Source organism: Yimella lutea (assembly GCF_006715095.1).
GTDB lineage: Bacteria > Actinomycetota > Actinomycetes > Actinomycetales > Dermatophilaceae > Yimella > Yimella lutea.
Genome location: NZ_VFMO01000001.1, coordinates 835,937 through 852,020, shown reverse-complemented (window position 1 = coordinate 852,020; position 16,084 = coordinate 835,937). Strand labels below are relative to the sequence as shown.

Annotated in this window: 17 protein-coding genes and 1 pseudogene; 7 read left to right on the top strand and 11 right to left on the bottom strand. The window is 67.3% G+C overall.

The genetic code is table 11. The features are described from left to right. Positions 1-16: 16 nt before the first annotated feature. The 6 genes from FB459_RS04055 to FB459_RS04030 form a co-directional block, all read right to left on the bottom strand. Positions 17-970 (bottom strand): proline dehydrogenase family protein, encoded by a 954-nt coding sequence (locus FB459_RS04055; protein WP_211345126.1) that lies wholly within the window; start codon positions 968-970, stop codon positions 17-19. A 26-nt stretch (positions 971-996) separates the two neighbouring features. Next, on the bottom strand, positions 997-1,842 hold the full coding sequence (locus FB459_RS04050) for a transglutaminase family protein (RefSeq protein WP_136622854.1): 846 nt from the start codon (positions 1,840-1,842) through the stop codon (positions 997-999). Continuing rightward, entirely contained in the window at positions 1,839-2,765 is a 927-nt protein-coding gene (locus FB459_RS04045; RefSeq protein ID WP_129625197.1) for an alpha-E domain-containing protein, read from the bottom strand. Before FB459_RS04045 ends, FB459_RS04050 begins: the two co-directional genes overlap by 4 nt. A gap of 3 nt (positions 2,766-2,768) precedes the next feature. Then, complete coding sequence (locus FB459_RS04040) at positions 2,769-4,574, bottom strand: circularly permuted type 2 ATP-grasp protein (protein WP_425472282.1); 1,806 nt, start codon at positions 4,572-4,574, stop codon at positions 2,769-2,771. A gap of 86 nt (positions 4,575-4,660) precedes the next feature. Then, on the bottom strand, positions 4,661-5,464 hold the full coding sequence (locus tag FB459_RS04035; RefSeq protein WP_141927539.1) for a sugar phosphate isomerase/epimerase family protein: 804 nt from the start codon (positions 5,462-5,464) through the stop codon (positions 4,661-4,663). Beyond that, the gene (locus FB459_RS04030) at positions 5,465-6,391 is read right to left on the bottom strand and encodes a Ppx/GppA family phosphatase (RefSeq protein WP_129625195.1); all 927 of its coding nucleotides are present in this window, start codon (positions 6,389-6,391) and stop codon (positions 5,465-5,467) included. A 33-nt stretch (positions 6,392-6,424) separates the two neighbouring features. Here FB459_RS04030 and FB459_RS04025 point away from each other — a divergent pair, with 33 nt between their 5' ends. Beyond that, complete coding sequence (locus FB459_RS04025) at positions 6,425-7,228, top strand: DUF3109 family protein (protein WP_129625194.1); 804 nt, start codon at positions 6,425-6,427, stop codon at positions 7,226-7,228. A gap of 2 nt (positions 7,229-7,230) precedes the next feature. Next, positions 7,231-7,923, top strand: a complete 693-nt coding sequence (locus FB459_RS04020; RefSeq protein ID WP_168990179.1) for a class I SAM-dependent methyltransferase — start codon at positions 7,231-7,233, stop codon at positions 7,921-7,923. 6 nt (positions 7,924-7,929) lie between these two features. Here the strand turns inward: FB459_RS04020 and FB459_RS04015 are convergent, their stop codons facing one another. Together FB459_RS04015 and FB459_RS04010 are read right to left on the bottom strand one after the other, a co-directional pair. Beyond that, positions 7,930-9,657, bottom strand: a complete 1,728-nt coding sequence (locus tag FB459_RS04015) for an NAD-binding protein (protein ID WP_141927538.1) — start codon at positions 9,655-9,657, stop codon at positions 7,930-7,932. A gap of 26 nt (positions 9,658-9,683) precedes the next feature. Further along, the gene (locus FB459_RS04010; protein ID WP_129625191.1) at positions 9,684-10,070 is read right to left on the bottom strand and encodes a DUF6394 family protein; all 387 of its coding nucleotides are present in this window, start codon (positions 10,068-10,070) and stop codon (positions 9,684-9,686) included. A gap of 87 nt (positions 10,071-10,157) precedes the next feature. Between FB459_RS04010 and radA the strand changes: the two genes are divergently transcribed. The 5 genes from radA (at position 10,158) to FB459_RS03985 (ending at position 14,855) form a co-directional block, all read left to right on the top strand. After that, positions 10,158-11,582 carry a DNA repair protein RadA gene (gene radA, locus FB459_RS04005; RefSeq protein ID WP_129625190.1) on the top strand — a complete coding sequence of 475 codons (1,425 nt, stop codon included), beginning with the start codon at positions 10,158-10,160 and terminating at the stop codon, positions 11,580-11,582. Positions 11,583-11,816: 234 nt separating this feature from the next. Then, positions 11,817-12,893 (top strand): DNA integrity scanning diadenylate cyclase DisA, encoded by a 1,077-nt coding sequence (gene disA, locus FB459_RS04000; protein ID WP_129625189.1) that lies wholly within the window; start codon positions 11,817-11,819, stop codon positions 12,891-12,893. 14 nt (positions 12,894-12,907) lie between these two features. Beyond that, complete coding sequence (locus tag FB459_RS03995; RefSeq protein WP_425472281.1) at positions 12,908-13,792, top strand: HhH-GPD family protein; 885 nt, start codon at positions 12,908-12,910, stop codon at positions 13,790-13,792. A gap of 32 nt (positions 13,793-13,824) precedes the next feature. After that, positions 13,825-14,502 carry an AAA family ATPase gene (locus FB459_RS03990; protein ID WP_370447349.1) on the top strand — a complete coding sequence of 226 codons (678 nt, stop codon included), beginning with the start codon at positions 13,825-13,827 and terminating at the stop codon, positions 14,500-14,502. Next, positions 14,499-14,855 (top strand): MGMT family protein, encoded by a 357-nt coding sequence (locus FB459_RS03985; RefSeq protein WP_141927537.1) that lies wholly within the window; start codon positions 14,499-14,501, stop codon positions 14,853-14,855. The genes FB459_RS03990 and FB459_RS03985 overlap by 4 nt, the downstream gene beginning before the upstream one ends. A gap of 33 nt (positions 14,856-14,888) precedes the next feature. On the opposite strand, the gene FB459_RS03980 is transcribed toward FB459_RS03985, so the two are convergent. The 3 genes and pseudogenes from FB459_RS03980 to FB459_RS03970 all read right to left on the bottom strand — a co-directional run bounded on the left by FB459_RS03980 (position 14,889) and on the right by FB459_RS03970 (position 16,021). Beyond that, positions 14,889-15,218, bottom strand: coding sequence for a type II toxin-antitoxin system PemK/MazF family toxin (locus FB459_RS03980; RefSeq protein ID WP_240795958.1), 330 nt, complete (start codon positions 15,216-15,218; stop codon positions 14,889-14,891). Positions 15,219-15,237: 19 nt separating this feature from the next. Beyond that, a pseudogene (locus tag FB459_RS03975) lies at positions 15,238-15,474 on the bottom strand (hypothetical protein); the annotation flags it as partial. A 40-nt stretch (positions 15,475-15,514) separates the two neighbouring features. Then, positions 15,515-16,021, bottom strand: coding sequence for an amino-acid N-acetyltransferase (locus tag FB459_RS03970; protein WP_239702477.1), 507 nt, complete (start codon positions 16,019-16,021; stop codon positions 15,515-15,517). Positions 16,022-16,084: the final 63 nt, after the last annotated feature.

The following is a 16,084-nucleotide window of genomic DNA, read 5'->3' as shown; positions in this document are numbered from 1 at the left end:
ATGGAACGGACGGGGTTCAGTTGCGGCTGCTCAGCGCACGCAGGAAGAACGCCGTGTTCGACGGTCGTTCGGCCATGCGACGCACCAGGTAGCCGTACCACTCGTCGCCGTACGGGACGTACACGCGCACCTGGTTTCCGGCGTCCGCGAGACGCTGCTGCTCGTTCGGGCGGATGCCATAGAGCAGCTGGTACTCGAACGAGTCGGGGGCGCGGAGGTTCTTGGTCGCCAGCGAACCGGCGATCTCGACGATGCGCGGGTCGTGGCTGGCGATCATCGGGTAGCCCTCGCCCTCCATCAACACCCGCATGCACTTCACGTAGTTCATGTCGATCTCGCCCTTGTCGGCGAAGGCGACGGACGCCGGCTCGGCGTACGCGCCCTTGCACAGGCGGACGCGGCTGCCTTCGTACGCGAGGTCGCGGCAGTCACCCTCGGTGCGGCGCAGGTAGGCCTGCAGCACGGCGCCGGTGTCAGGGAAGTCCTTGCGCAGTTCGGCGAGGGTCTCCAGCGTCGCGTCGGTGGTGGTGTGATCCTCCATGTCGAGAGTCACCGTGGTGCCGGCGATCGCCGCGGCCTCGCAGATCGAGCGAGCGTGCTCCAGGGAGAGCTTGCGACCGTCCTTGGGCAGGGCCTGGCCGAGTGCGCTGAGCTTCACGCTGACCTCGACACGTCCGCCGTCGGTGAGGCAGGCGTCGGCGAGCTCGGCGAGCAGATCGAGGTAGGCATCACGGGTGTGGATCGCCTGCGCACGGTCGAGGGTGTCCTCGCCGAGGAAGTCGATGGTGGCGAGCTTGCCCTCCACGTCGAGCTCACGGCTGACCCGCACGGCGTCCTCGGTGGAGGTACCGGCGACGAACCGCTTGACGACGTCCTTGCTGACCGGCGCCTTCTCGACGACGTCACGCACCTTGGTGTTGCGGCTGAGACCCATCAGTCCGCTGCGCAGCACAGCACTCGGGTCGACCATGACTTCTCCTTCAGCTCGTTCGGTGGTCAGGCCAGTCGGCTGATTTCCACCGTGACGGACATCTTGCTGCCGGGCGTCCCGGTGAAGATGCCCCGCAATGGCGCGACGTCGGTGTGGTCGCGTCCATGTGCGACCTCAATGTAGAAGTCGTCCGGCTCCCGCTGCATCGCAGGGTCGTACGCCATCCATGTGCCGTCCCACCATTCGATCCACGAGTGACCGTGACCGGTGATCACTTCGCCGATCGGCACCTCGCTGTCACGCAGCAGGTAACCAACGACGAAACGGGCCGGGATCCCGGCGGATCGAAGCGCGGTGATCATCATGTGCGCGAAATCGGTGGAGCCGCCCTCCCCCGCGTCCCAGACCTTCGCGGCCTGGGGTGCGTGCGAGAAGCGCTCCGGGCGGTAAGTCACCTTCTCGTGCAGCGCGGCAACGACGGACTCGACGAACGTCGCCGGGGTGTCGGCCTCGTTCCGGATCCGCTGAATGGCCGCAGCGAACTCGCCGACCGCGCCACAGTGGCCCGAACACTCCAACAACTCGCCGCACTCGTCGCTGACCGACTTCTCCTGCATCTGGTCCCAGCCGAGGTGCTCGCCCTCCTGCGGGGTGCGGTGGACGGTGACCGTGCTGATGGCGACGACCTTGAGTTCACCGTGCGGTTCGTGCAGCTCGAAGGTGGTGACATTACTGCCCCAGTAGTCGACCCAGGAGTCCTGCCACGGCGTCGGGGTGATCTCCATCCTGGTGTGCGAAACCGTTTGTGCCAGAGTCGATCTGGGCACCATGCGCGCCTCGTTGTACGACGCGACGGCGGGTCCGGAGTAGGTATAGCCGGCCCGGTGGACCAGGCGAAGGGTCACGCTCACGATTCACCTCGGATCCACTCGGGAGGGAGAGCTCCCTCGAAGTAACGCTTGGACACTGCCTCGGTCGCCTGTGCGCACACCCGCTGCAGCGACTCCATCTCGCTGGCGACGTCGCCGAGCAGGTCGCTGATCGAGCGGTACTCCAGCTGGGCGAGGGCCTGCCCCACGATGCGGCGCGCATCGCCGGAAAAGCCGGTGCGGTGCTGCTTGGGATTGAGTTCCTCGAGGCAGGTGGCCGCCTCGTTGAGTGAGTACCTGACAGATCGCGGGAACAACCGGTCCTGCAGCAGGAATTCGGCGGCGGAGCGGGGAGATTCGGACGCCCGGTAGATACGGGTGAACGCGTGTGCGGCACCGCAGGCGCGCAGGGTGACCTGCCAGGACGCTGCCGAACCGGTGCCGTACGTCGTCATCAGGATGACCCGGGCGGTCATGTCGACCCGCTCGATCATCCGGCCGAGGCGGATGAACTGCCACCCGTCGTCGTGGCTCTGGGTGTTGTCGGCGAGCGCTGCAATCATGTTCGCTCGCTCCCGAACCAGACGGAACGCGTCCGCCGGTCGCATCGAGGCGAGCTGGCCGTCGGCGACCTGCAGGTGGGTGGTGTTGAGCGCCTCCCACAGTTCGGTCGAGACGATCTCGCGCGACCGACGCGCGTTGTCGCGGGCCATTGTGAGCGCGTACGCGATCGCGGACGGCTGCTGGGAATCGGTCAGCAGGTAGCGCAACACCTCGTCCACGTCGGCCGGACCGTCGTGCCCGACGGCCATGGCCGCGAGCAGCGACTGGCAGGTGGCGTCACGGTCGAGCACCGGGTCCTCGACGAGCAACTGCAGGTGCACGTCGAGGATGCGGGCGGTGGCCTCGGCGCGCTCGATGTAGCGACCGATCCAGAAGAGGGATTCAGCGATTCGACTCAGCATGATCTAGAGCGCCCCCTCGTCCTCGACGTCCGGATCTAGTTCGATCTGGGGTTGCTCCTGGGGTCCGGCTTCGACCGGCTCGTCCGACTGCGACGATTGCGACTGGGACTGGCTCTGCGAGCCACCACCGCTTTGCGACTGGCTCTGGGACTGTCTCTGCATCCCGCCGTCCAGACCGGGGTGAGCCGACCGCTGCGCCGAACCCTGGGACTGTGACTGGGCCTGTGACTGCGAGAAGCCCGGGGTGACGACCTCCGCCGTCTCTGCGGCTTCCTCCGTCGCCTCGCGTTCAGCGGCAGCGCGCGCCGTCCGCTGTGCAGGGTGCAGGACCGCCGACTCATCGGCCGGCTCGGGGGTGACGATCGGGTCGCCGGGCTCGGGAGCCAGCACCCAGGTGTCCTTCGAGCCGCCACCCTGGCTGGAGTTGACGATCAGCTCGCCCTCGGGCAGCGCGACGCGGGTCAGGCCGCCGGGCAGCACCCAGACCTTCTCCCCGTCGTTGATCGCGAACGGACGCAGGTCGACGTGACGCGGCGCCAACTCGCTGCCGATCAACGTCGGCACGGTGCTCAGCTGGACGACGGGCTGGGCGATCCAGCCGCGAGGGTCCTCAAGGAGGCGGGCGCGCAGTTCGTCCAGTTCTTGCATGGTGGCCCGCGGGCCGATCACGATGCCCTTGCCGCCGGCCCCGTCGACGGGCTTGACGACGAGTTCGTGGAGTCGGTCGAGCACCTCTTCGCGGTGGTCCTCGTCCTCCATCCGCCAGGTGTCGACGTTGGGCAGGATCGGCTCCTGCGCCAGGTAATAACGGATGAGATCGGGCATGTAGGTGTAGACGAGCTTGTCGTCGGCGACGCCGTTGCCGACCGCGTTGGCGATGGCGACATTGCCGCGACGGGCCGCGTTCAGCAGGCCGGGCACGCCGAGTACAGAATCCCGTTTGAAATGAACCGGATCGATGAAATCGTCGTCGACCCGGCGGTAGATCACGTGCACCGGCAGGAGGCCGTTGGTGGTGCGCACGCTGACCCGTCCGGCCTGTGCGACGAGGTCGCGTCCTTCGACGAGGCGGACACCCATCAGACGAGCGAGCAAGGCGTGCTCGAAGTAGGCCGGGTTGTAGGAGCCAGGAGAAAGCACGACCACGCTCGGATCGCCGATACCGGACGGAGCACAGGCGCGCAGGGCGGCGAGCAACTTGCCGGGGTACTGCGTGACCGGGCGAATTCGGTGGTGCGCGAAGGCTTCCGGCAGACCGGCGGACATCGCGCGCCGGTTCGTCATGACGTAGGAGACACCGGAGGGAATGCGGACGTTGTCCTCCAGCACCCGGAAATCGCCCTTCGCGTCCCGGATCAGGTCGATGCCGGCGACGTGCACGCGCACGCCGGCAGGAGGGTTGATGCCCTTCGCGGCGCGCAGGAAGTGCGGGCTGCTGGTGACGACGCGACGCGGGATCACGCCGTCGTTGAAGACCTGGCCCTCTCCGTAGATGTCACCCAGAAATGCCTCGAGTGCGCGAACCCGTTGCGCCACACCGGCTTCGACGTGCGACCAGGCCTTGTTGTCGATGAGACGGGGAATGATGTCGACCGGGAACGGCCGCTCCTCGCCACCGATGTCGAACGTGACGCCCTGGTCGAGATACGTGTGCGAGAGGTAGTCGGCTCGCGTACGCATGTCGTCCGGGGTCAGCCGTTCGACCTGACGCCTGAGCTCGACATACGCCGGACGCGTGGTGGCGTCCTCGGCGTACATCTCGTCGTAGGTGTCGGGGCGGTTCCGGTACGCCTCGAAGATCCCTTTCACGCATGCGAACCTAGCGCGGTTTGGTTACCGCCATGTTTCTGCGCGACATTCGCCTTGCCACAGTGGCCGCAGGGCCCGGCGGGGGCTCAGCCCGTAGGCGCCGCCAGGTGCAATCGGGCGAAGGCGAGCGCCTCGGCGAGGTCGAGTTCGCGATCGTCGTCGGTGAGCTTGCGTGTGCCGACCTCCACCACGACGTCACCGGAGAATCCTTGGGCGGCAATGAGTTCCAGCACTTCCGCGCAGGGCTGGCCACCGCGTCCGGGCACGAGGTGTTCGTCCTTGAAGGACCCGAGGCCGTCAGCGAGATGGATGTGGCGCAGCCGCTCGTCGAGGTCGTGCACCATCTGCACGGCGTCCGACCCGGCAGTCGCGGTGTGCGACAGGTCGAGTGTCACATTGCGGTAGGACTCGCCGACCGGATCCCAGTGCGGCAGGTAGGCCTGCATCTCACGCCCACGGGCCCGCCAGGGGAACATGTTCTCCACCGCGATCGCGATGCCGGTCTCGTCCTCCCGCTGCGCGATGCCCTCGACGAACTCCGCGGCGTACTCCTTCTGCCACCGGAACGGCGGGTGCACGACGACCACCTCGGCGCCGACCTCCTGGGCCAGCTTCACCGAGTTGTCGACCTTGCCCCAGGGTTCGGTGCCCCACACCCGCTGGGTGAGCAGCAACGTCGGAGCATGGATCGAGACGACCGGTAGTCCGTAGTGGTCGATGAGGCGCTTGAGTGCACCCGACTCCTGGCTGATCGGGTCGGTCCAGACCATGATTTCGATGCCGTCGTACCCGAGCCGGTCGGCGAGATCGAACGCACCGACGACCCCCAGCGGGTAGACCGACGAGGTCGACAGCGCCACGCGGGAGTCCGGCACGTCAACGACGCCCACTCAGTCGTCCAGCCAGTCCAGCCGGCGCAGGATCACGCCCTCGCGCATCGCCCACGGACACAACTCGAGTTCGGCGATGTCGAGCAGGTCCATCACGGCCTCGATGACCATGGCACCGGCAAGCACCTGGTGGGAGCGGCTCTCGGAGACACCGGGCAGCGAAGTTCGTTGTGCCGCAGTCATCGTCGACAACTTGGGCACCATCGTGCGCAGGTCATCGCGCGAGAGCGTGCGGCGGACGTACGGCCCCTCGTCCGAGGGCGCGGCGCCACACATGCGAGCCAGCGAGCGAATCGTCTTGCTGGTGCCGATGACCCGGTCGGGCAGACCGGCCTTGGTCAGCGGACGGATCTCGCGGGCGATGTCGGACCGGATCTGCTTGCGCAGCACCTTGAGTTCGGCGGCCGAGGGCGGGTCGCCGTGCATCGTTCGGGTCAGGCGTCCGGCGCCGAGCAGCAGACTCATGGCGACGTCGGGCTCCTCGTCCGTACCGGTGACCAGTTCGAGTGAGCCGCCGCCGATGTCGACCACGAGCAGGCGCCCGGCCGACCAGCCGAACCAGCGACGTACCGCGAGGAAGGTCAGGCGTGCTTCGTCCTCACCCGGCATCACCTGGATGTCGAGACCCGAACGCGAGCGCACCTGCTCGATCACGTCCTCGCCGTTCGGCGCCTCACGGATCGCGCTCGTGGCGAACGGGAGGAGTTCCTCGATGCCGTGGTCGTCGGCGATCGCCTGGCACTCCCCGATGAACGTGACCAGTTCATCGATGCCCGCGTCGGCGATGTGTCCGCTGTCGTCGGTGTACTCCGACAGCCGCAGTTCGCGCTTGTGGGAGAACGCCGGCAACGGACGTGCGCCCTGGTGAGCGTCGACCACGAGAAGGTGCACGGTGTTCGATCCGACGTCGATCACACCCAGGCGCATGAGGCGAGGTTACCGGTAAGGGAGAATGCGCCGGTGACCGAGACACCCCTTCGTGCCCCGCGGGTCTGGGCCGAGTTCGACAACCCGGACGACGCGACCGAACGGTTCCGGGTCGACCTGACCTGGCTCACCTCGTCCTACATGTGCATCTTCGGCCAGGGCTGCCAGGGCATCTACGAGGACCGCCCGGACGACGGGTGCTGCACGCTCGGCGCCCACTTCAGCGACAAGGACGATCTGAAGAACGTCAAGCAGGCCGCGAAGAACCTCGGTCCGGACGAATGGCAGTACTACGACGAGGGCCGCTCCAAGAAGGGCTGGACGCAGAAGGAGGACGGCGCCACCAAGACCCGCGTGGTCGACGGCGCATGCATCTTCCTCAACCGGCCGGGCTTCCCCGCCGGCGCCGGATGCGCTCTGCATCAGCACGCGATGGCCGAAGGTATCGAGCCGCACACGATCAAGCCGGACGTCTGCTGGCAGCTGCCGATTCGGCGCGACTTCCGCACCGTCACGCACAACGACGAGTCGACGTACACCGAGGTGACGATCACTGAGTACGACCGTCGCGGCTGGGGTCCGGGTGGACATGACCTCGACTGGTACTGCTCGGCCAACCCCGAGGCGCACGTCGGCAAGAACCCGCTGTACGTCTCGAATGCCGGAGAGCTGAAACATCTGATGGGCGAGGCCGGTTATGCAGAACTGGTTCGGCGATGCGAGGCCCACCTGGCCGCGGTTGCGGTCGCGCGTCGTCCGGGCAACCGCAAGATGCTGCCCCTGCTCGTCCACCCTGCAACTCTCGCCGCGGAGAAGCAGAATCGTCGGAAGATCTGAACTTGCCTGATTACCAAGCGATTCCGTCACCGAACATCTGGAACCACCCCGACATCTACGAGATCGAGAACCGCGGGGTCGATCCCGACGGGCTGATCTGGGACGCGATGCGTTCGGTGCGTTCGTTCGACGGTGCCCGGGTGCTCGACGTCGGCTGCGGCACCGGCTTCCACCTGCCCGAGCTGGCCCGCACGGCAGAGTCCGTGATCGGGGTCGAGCCGCACGAACCGTTGGTGCGCACCGCGCAGGCACGGGTGCGCGGCATCCGGAATGTCGACGTCCGGCTCGGTGGGGCGGAGATGCTGCCGGTCGAGGAGCACTCGGTCGACGTGATGCACAACCGGTGGGCGTACTTCTTCGGCGGCGGCTGCGAGCCGGGGCTGGAAGAGCTCGACCGCGTCATGGCGCCGGACGGTGTCGCGTTCGTCGTCGACAACGACGCGTCCCGCTCGACCTTCGGGCGGTGGTTCCGCGAGGCATGGCCGACCTACGACCTGGTGTCGGTCGAGCGGTTCTGGGAACGTCAGGGTTGGTCGAAGATCCCGGTGTTGATGCGCTGGAAGTTCGAGACCCGCGCGGATTTCGAGGCGGTCGTAGGCATCGAGTTCGACAGGCACCACGCCGAGCAGATCCTTGCCTCGCACGAAGGCGCCGAGGTCGACTACGCGGTCTGGGTGCGCTGGAAAAAGTACTGACCGGCGTCAAGAACGCCGGCTGCGCAGGACCCGCCAGACCCAGGTGGAGGGCACCTGGTTGCCGGTGGCGATGTACTCGAGCGTCGCTGAGTAGAACAGCGCGTCGTACAGGTCCATGAGGCCGCGGCCGGTGCCGGCCAGCAGCACCTGATCGCCGGCCTGCACCAGCAGGTCGTCGTCCGGGGCCAGAAAATGCTCGTCATCGCGCAGCACCATCAGCGGCACCAGGGCGAGCATCTCGTTGCGGTCGTCCGGGTGCCGCAGCAGGTCGCCGAGTCGAAGCTCGTGACCACGCTCGAGCCACGCGGACACAGCCGGCGCATGCTCGGGATCGAGTCTGAACAGATCCCGTTCGGGCGCGCGCTTGCCGCACTTGTCCACCAGACGGTCGCGCAGCCCCACCGCGAACCGCTCGTCCTGCTGCAACAGTTCCTCGATGAACTGCCAGAACACCGGCGTCAGCACACGGGCCAGCACCTCACGGGCCACCAACTCGGTCGAGATGTAGATGGAGTCGATGTCCATCGCATGACACAGCGCCGCATAGGAGTTCGTGCGCTGCCGCACGCACAGGTAGGTGTCAGGGTTGGTCAGCCGAACCCGTTCCGCCAGAGCGATGTTCGTCAGGTCGTTCGTGCTGGCAGCGACGAACCCCGCGACATCGTCGAACGACTCGGGCATCCGGGACGCGTCCACGTGGTCGACCGACAGTCCGGCTCCACGTAGGTCGCGAGTGACCTCATCTCCGAACTCGCAATCACCGGCGACCACCCAGCGTCCGAGGGCAAGGCCCTCACGCAGCTCGGGAAGTTCGTGCTCGTCGTTGTCCATCAGCCACTGCACGAGTTGGTCGGTGACCGGCTGGTGCAGGGACAGCGCGAGGTAGCCGCCGTACCGGTCGTCCGGGTTGATCAGCGCGGTCGGTCCGAAATCCTCGATCCGCGACTGGACAGTGTGGTCGACACAGCGCGCGATCACCGGCAGGTCCGGACGAAGCAAGGACACACTCATCGTGATTGCCAGGTTCGCCTCGTCGTCGTCGGTCAGCGCGAGCACGGCCTCGCACTGCGGGTGTCCGAGCCCGGCGAGTCCGAGTGCGGCCGGCACCTTGCCGTCCGACTCCAGCGCCGGGACATCGGCGGTGAGTTCGTCGGTCCACACGGTCTCGACCCGGCTCCGCGACTCCTCCACGACGACGAACCTGCGGCGTCGCTTGTCGAGTTCGTGGCCCACCGCCTGGCCCGCCGCTCCGTACCCGACAACGAGCATGAACGGCTCGCGCATGTTGCGCACCTTGCGCCGAAACCGTTGTGTGGCAAGGGCTTCCTGAAAGGCCGTGTCCTGCATCATCGAGAAGATGACGGCGATCGCGTAGGCCCAGCTGACCACCAGCATGAAGATGGACGCGGTCATCCACATGCGCTGCGGGTAGCTGAAGGCATGCGGGGCCTCGGTGAATCCGACCGTCGTGACCGTCATCGTCATCTGGTAGAACGCATCGAACGGCGTCAGGTGATAGGTGTTGCCGTTGACGTCCTTGCCGGGCACCAGCGTCATGCCGAGGGTGGCGATGCTGAACGTCGTGATGAGCACGATGAACGGCATTCGCATCCGGCGCAGCAGCAGGAAGACGGCGTCCGTCGCCGGAAGCCCGGTGGGGATCGGCACCGGCCGGCGCCGCGCGCGCCGCACGTGGCGATGACGCAGGTTGAGCAGATGCAGCAGGTTGACCATGAAGGTTCAGTCGACGACGGCGCGGATCAACGTCGCCGGAACGACACCGTCTCCACGACCAGCAGCACCACCGAGACCACGTTCGCCAGCAGTGCGCCACCCGACAGCGAGACGACGCTGGACGTGGCCTCCCCATCGAGCCCGTGGGCGGAGACCTGACTCGCCCATACCCACACCGACGCCGCGCCGATCAGCTGCAGCAGGGCGACCAGGCTGGTCGCCAGGTGCACGGCGCCGACCTGCGTCCGGTCGCCGAACTTCAGCACGGTGGCGATGCAGTTGACGACGATCGCAGCGAACAACTCGTACACGTTGTGCACGTGCGGGTTGTCGATGTCGCCGAGGAAGAAGCCGAAATTGAGTGTGGCCGCCAACAGGACGAAGAATCCGAAGACCACCTTTTCGAGGTTCACCCAAGCAGCGTAGGCCCCACACCAGGTGAGGTCGGCCACTTAGGACGTCCGAAGTTGCTGTCGTACCCGTCTCGTACGGTTACCACCATGGCAGCGAAGAAGGGCTCGGCACCGGCGTACAAGTGCACGGAGTGCGGTTGGACGGCGATCAAGTGGGTCGGCCGGTGCGGTGAATGTCAGGCCTGGGGCACGGTCGTGGAGGCGGGCACGGTCAAGCCGCGGACGGCTCCGGCGCGCACCGTCGAGCGGCCGGCTCTGCCGATTGCCGACGTCGATGCGAGCCTGGCCGAGGCTGCCCCGACCGGCGTGGGTGAGTTCGACCGGGTGCTCGGTGGCGGGCTCGTTCCGGGTGCTGTGGTGCTCGTCGCCGGCGAACCGGGCATCGGCAAGTCCACGCTGCTGCTCGACGTCGCGGGGCGGGCGGCGCGCGGGGGTCGTGAGGTGTTGTACGTCAGTGGGGAAGAGTCCGCGGCTCAGGTGCGACTGCGCGGCGAGCGCATCGAGGCCATGGCCGACACCCTCTACCTCGCATCCGAGACCGACCTGTCCACCGTGCTCGCGCAGATCGAACAGGTACAGCCGACCTTCCTGATCATCGACTCGGTGCAGACCATCGCGTCCGCCGACATCGAGGGCGCGCCCGGCAATGTCAGCCAGATACGTGAGGTCGCGACCAGCATCATCCAGGTGGCGAAGGAGAGAAACATCGCCACGCTGCTGGTCGGCCACGTCACCAAGGACGGTTCGATCGCCGGTCCGCGGATGCTCGAACACCTCGTCGACGTCGTCGTTCAGTTCGAGGGCGAGCGCCACTCGCGCCTGCGCATGGTGCGGGCTGTGAAGAACCGCTACGGCCCCACGGACGAGGTGGGTTGCTTCGATCTGTCCGATGTCGGAATTGTCGGCCTGCCCGACCCGTCCGGGTTGTTCCTAACCCGCACCGCGAATCCCGCACCGGGCACCTGCATCACGGTGACGCTCGAAGGACGCCGCCCCTTGGTCACCGAGGTGCAGGCGCTGCTGGCGAAGTCGGAGCAGGGCGGCTCGCCGCGGCGCACCACCAGCGGGGTCGATTCCTCGCGCGTGGCGATGATCCTCGCCGTCCTCGACCGGCACTGCCAGGTGCCCACCCGCAACTCCGAGTGTTATGTCTCGACCGTCGGCGGCGTGCGCCTGGCCGAGCCGGCCGCCGATCTTGCGCTTGCTCTCGCGATGGCCAGTTCGCTGGTCGACGCGCCGTTCACCAAGGGCACGGTCGCGCTCGGAGAGGTCGGACTGGCGGGCGATGTGCGCGCGGTCCAGGGGGTGCCGCGCCGGTTGGCCGAAGCGGCGCGCATCGGTTTCCAGCGGGCGATCATCCCCAAGGGCTCCCTCGGCGAGGAGAAAGCACCCGACGGGATGGACGTGCGCGAGGTGGCCGATCTGGCGTCCGCAGTTCGCCTGCTCAACCTGGCGACCGTCACCGAACTGCGCCCCCGCGAAGGAGCACCCGGACGGTCGCGGGCCACCTGAGCCGTCTGAGGCACTGAAACTGACCGCGAACGGTGGCATCGCCCGGCACCACGACGCGTACCGCATCTACCGAGAGGCCGTCGGCCGTGCCGAGGCGAGCGGCCTGCCGACCGACCCGTTCGGCATCGAGAGGCCGCAGCGATCGCGCGGCGAGACGGGTTGGTCTGACCGCTCACGTCGGCCGGAACCGGCGTGCATCCGCGCGATCCGACCTCTGTCACCTAGTCTGTGCGGGTGGAGCGCACACCCGAAGAGATCCTGCACGACACCCTCGCGCTCGTCGCCCCGGGCACCGTTCTGCGTGAAGCGTTGGAGCGCATCCTGCGCGGGCGCACGGGCGCGCTGATCGTGCTCGGCAACGACCCGGTCGTGGAGCAGATCAGCACCGGCGGATTCCCGATGGACATCGAACTCACCGCCACCCGACTGCGTGAACTGGCCAAAATGGACGGCGCGATCGTCGTCGACGGCGATGTCAGCCGAATCGTCCGCGCCGCAACGCAATTGGTGCCGGACGCCTCCATCGAGACGTCGGAGTCGGGCACCCGTCACCGTACCGCCGAGCGCGTGGCCAAGCAGACCGGTTACCCGGTCGTCTCGGTCAGCCAGTCGATGCACATCTGCGCCTTGTACGTCGGCAACCTGCGTCACGTCATTGAGGACTCCACTGCGATCCTGTCCCGCGCCAACCAGGCATTGCAGACCCTGGAGCGTTACAAGGAGCGGCTGGACGAGGTCGCCGGCACCCTCAGCGCCCTGGAGATCGAAGACCTGGTCACCATCCGCGATGTCGCGAGCGTCGTGCAGCGGATGGAGATGGTCCGCCGCATCAGCGAGGAGATCGCCGAGTACGTGATCGAACTCGGCGTCGACGGGCGCCTCATGGCACTCCAGTTGGATGAACTCGTCACCGGCCTCGGCGACGACCGCACGCTCGTCGTGCGCGACTACGTCGAGTCGGCCAAGGAACCGCTGTCCGTCGACCAGGCACTCGACCGCCTCGGCGCGCTGTCCTCGTCCGACCTGCTCGACCTGTCGGCGGGCGCACGGGCGATGGGCTTCTCTGTCAGCGGAGACTCCCTCGACAGCGCGGTCAGCCCCCGCGGATACCGCCTGCTCAGCCGCATCCCACGCCTGCCCGGTGCGATCGTGGAGCGCCTCATCGACCACTTCGGTTCGCTGCAGGCCCTGCTCGCCGCCGACTTCGACGATCTGATGGCCGTCGACGGCGTCGGTGAGAGCCGGGCCCGTGCAGTGCGCGAGGGGATGTCGCGTCTCGCCGAGAGCAGCATCCTCGAGCGTTACGTCTGACCCAACCGAAACCGTTGAACATCGACGATCTCGGCGAGATCCACTGTCGGATCATCGAGTGGTACCGCCGCGAGCAACGTGAGCTGCCCTGGCGCAACGCCGACTGCTCGGCCTGGGGCGTGCTGCTGTCGGAAGTGATGTCGCAGCAGACTCCGGTCGCCCGTGTCGCTCCGATCTGGCTCGAGTGGATGGAGCGCTGGCCGACCCCCGCCGATCTCGCCACGGCACCTCCGGGCGAGGCCGTCCGGCACTGGGGACGCCTGGGCTACCCACGACGCGCGCTACGCCTGCACGAAGCAGCCACCGCCATCGCGCGCGATCATGACAATGTCGTGCCGTCCGATCCCGTTGTGCTGCAATCACTTCCGGGTATCGGCACCTACACGGCGGCAGCCGTGGCCGCGTTCGCCTACGGCGTCCGAACCGTCGTCGTCGACACGAACATCCGCCGGGTCGAAGCGCGTCTCTTCACCGGAGACGCCCTTGCCGCACCGACCCTGACCGCCGCCGAGTCCCGGCTGGCCGCAGCGGTTCTGCCGGACGACGACGAGGACGCCGCCGTCTGGAACGTCGCGTCGATGGAACTCGGTGCCGTCGTCTGTACCGCCAAGAATCCGACCTGTGGTTCGTGCCCGGTGCTCGACCTGTGTGCTTGGCAACGGGCGGGCGCGCCACCGTACGACGGCCCGGCACGCAAGGGTCAGAAGTGGGCGGGCACCGACCGCCAGGTGCGCGGCAAGTTGCTGCAGACCCTGCGCGATGCGCACGGTCCGGTTTCCCGCGGCACGCTCGACCTGGTGTGGAGCGATGAAGCACAACGGGATCGCTGTCTCGCCGGGCTCATCGAGGACGGCCTGGTCGAACCGCTCGACGGAGAGCAGTTCGCGCTACCGACCTGACAAGCGAACCAGGGACGCGTAGGGTCTTGCTGTTGTGTCTTCCCTCCCCCTGGCTGCCGTACTGGCGCCTGTTCGTGGCAAGGATCAGACAGCAGGCAACCTCCCGGTTGGCCATGGTCGGTGGACTCATCGCAAACGCCACCTTCGGCTTTCTGAAGACCGCCATCCTGTCGGCGACGGTCGTCGCCGGCGGCGGAACGGGGATGCGTGCCGAGGTCGCGGCGGCGCTGCTGCACTCCCCCGAATTGGTGATCCTGGACGAGCCGACGATCGGTCTCGACGTGCTGTCCAAGCAGCGGCTGCGCGACTTCCTGATCGCCGAGCGCGCGCAGAACGGCACCACGCTGCTGCTCACGACCCACGACATGGGCGACATTGAGCGACTGTGCGACCGCGTCCTTGTCGTCGACCACGGAAAGCTGGCGTACGACGGCCGCCTGCCGGGACTGTCGGCGCGGGTGGGTGCGCAACGCGTCCTCGTGCTCGACCTGGCGGACGCCGGTCCGGACCTCCTCGACATCCCGAAGACCCAACACATGGGTAGTGAGGCGGACGGCATGCGCCAGCGACTCGCGTTCGACCCCGCCGCCACGACCGCGGCCGCCCTGCTGGCCGCCGTCGGTGAACGGGCGGAGGTGCGCGACCTGACCATCGAGGAACCCGACATCGAGGACGTGGTGCGGCGTATCTACCTGGCGCAGCGGACATGAACGAGCAGCTACGGGAGCAGGTGTACGCCGTCGTCAGTCTCGTTCCACCCGGACGCGTGATCAGCTACGGCGACATCGCAGAACTCTTCGGCATCAATCCGCGACTGGTCGGACGCCTCATGTCGATCAGTGAGCCGGCCGACGAGTTGCCGTGGTGGCGCGTGACCAACTCCTACGGCGACCCGCCCAAGCGCCTGCTGGACGAAGTGGTCCCGCGCTGGGCGGAAGAGGGAATCACCTTGAAACCCAATGGCATCGGATGCCGTATCAAGGAGTACCGCGCCGACCTGGCAGCACTCGCGGACGATGCCGAGCGTCTCCTCGGTCCGATGCCCGGACTCCGGGACGACTGACCGATCAGCTCGCTCGGCAGCACACGGCGTCGGTTATGCGAATGCTTGGGGCAAGGCCAGGAAGTCGCGCAGCCAGCCGTCGACCTCTCGCATCGTGGCGGAGTCGACCACTCCGATCCGGGCGGCCAGTCGATCCCGAGTCACTGTGCGGGGCTGTTCCGTCATCGCGAAGGTCGGCTTCGACAGCCCGACCTTCGCACCGCGGAGCAAGATGTGGTTGGGCCAGCCGCGATCTACGGTCGTCGCAGGAACGATGATCGCGAACGTGTCGGCTTGCTCGAGGTACAGATCGCTCGCGATTACCAGCGCCGGGCGGCGGCCGAACTGCTCGCGCCCGCGCACCGGGTCGAGTTCAGCCCACACGACGGATCCGCGATGCAGATCATTCGCCGGGCCGCCCGTCCGGCAGCGTCACGTCCCAAGACCTGAAGTCATCCCAGTAGGACGCGTCGGCGCCACGGACAGCGCGGCCGAAGGCCTCCATGCGCTGACGCCGTTCGTACCCGTCGAGCAGCCCCTCGATCAATCCGGCTGCGGTCACTCCACGTTCGCGCGCATCGCGATTGATCCGATCGCGAAGTTCGGCACTCACCTTGATCGTCGTGCTCATACGCCGACCATACGGCGGCGGATACCGATCGGTATACCTCGACGAGGACTCAGAAGGTGAGCAGCATTCTGGTGTTTCCCAGGGTGTTCGGCTTCACCCGGTCGAGGTCGAGGAACTCGGCCACACCCTCGTCGTAGGACTGCAGCAATTCGGCATACACAGCCGGCTCCACCGGCGCGCCCTCGATCTCCACGAACCCGTGCCGCCCGAAGAACTCGGTCTCGAAGGTCAGACAGAAGACCCGCTCGACTTCCAACTGCCTCGCCCGATCGAGGAGTTCGCGGACGATGCGGCTGCCGACCCCGTGCCCCTTCGCGCTGCGGTCGACCGCGAGCGTGCGGATCTCGGCGACGTCGTCCCACATCACGTGCAGCGCGCCGCAGCCCACGATGACCCCGTCGATCTCCGCGACCAGGAACTCCTGCAGCGACTCGTAGTACGACACCGCCGGCTTGGGGACGATCGCGCGGGAATCGACGTACGGCGACGTGACCTCCCGGATGCGGCGGACGTCCGTCGCGCGGGCCGGCCGGACGAGAACCTGCGTTTCACTCACCCGCCCAACGCTAATACCCACACCGGACTCACGCGGACGCGTCCGCGCACAAGACATGCGAGG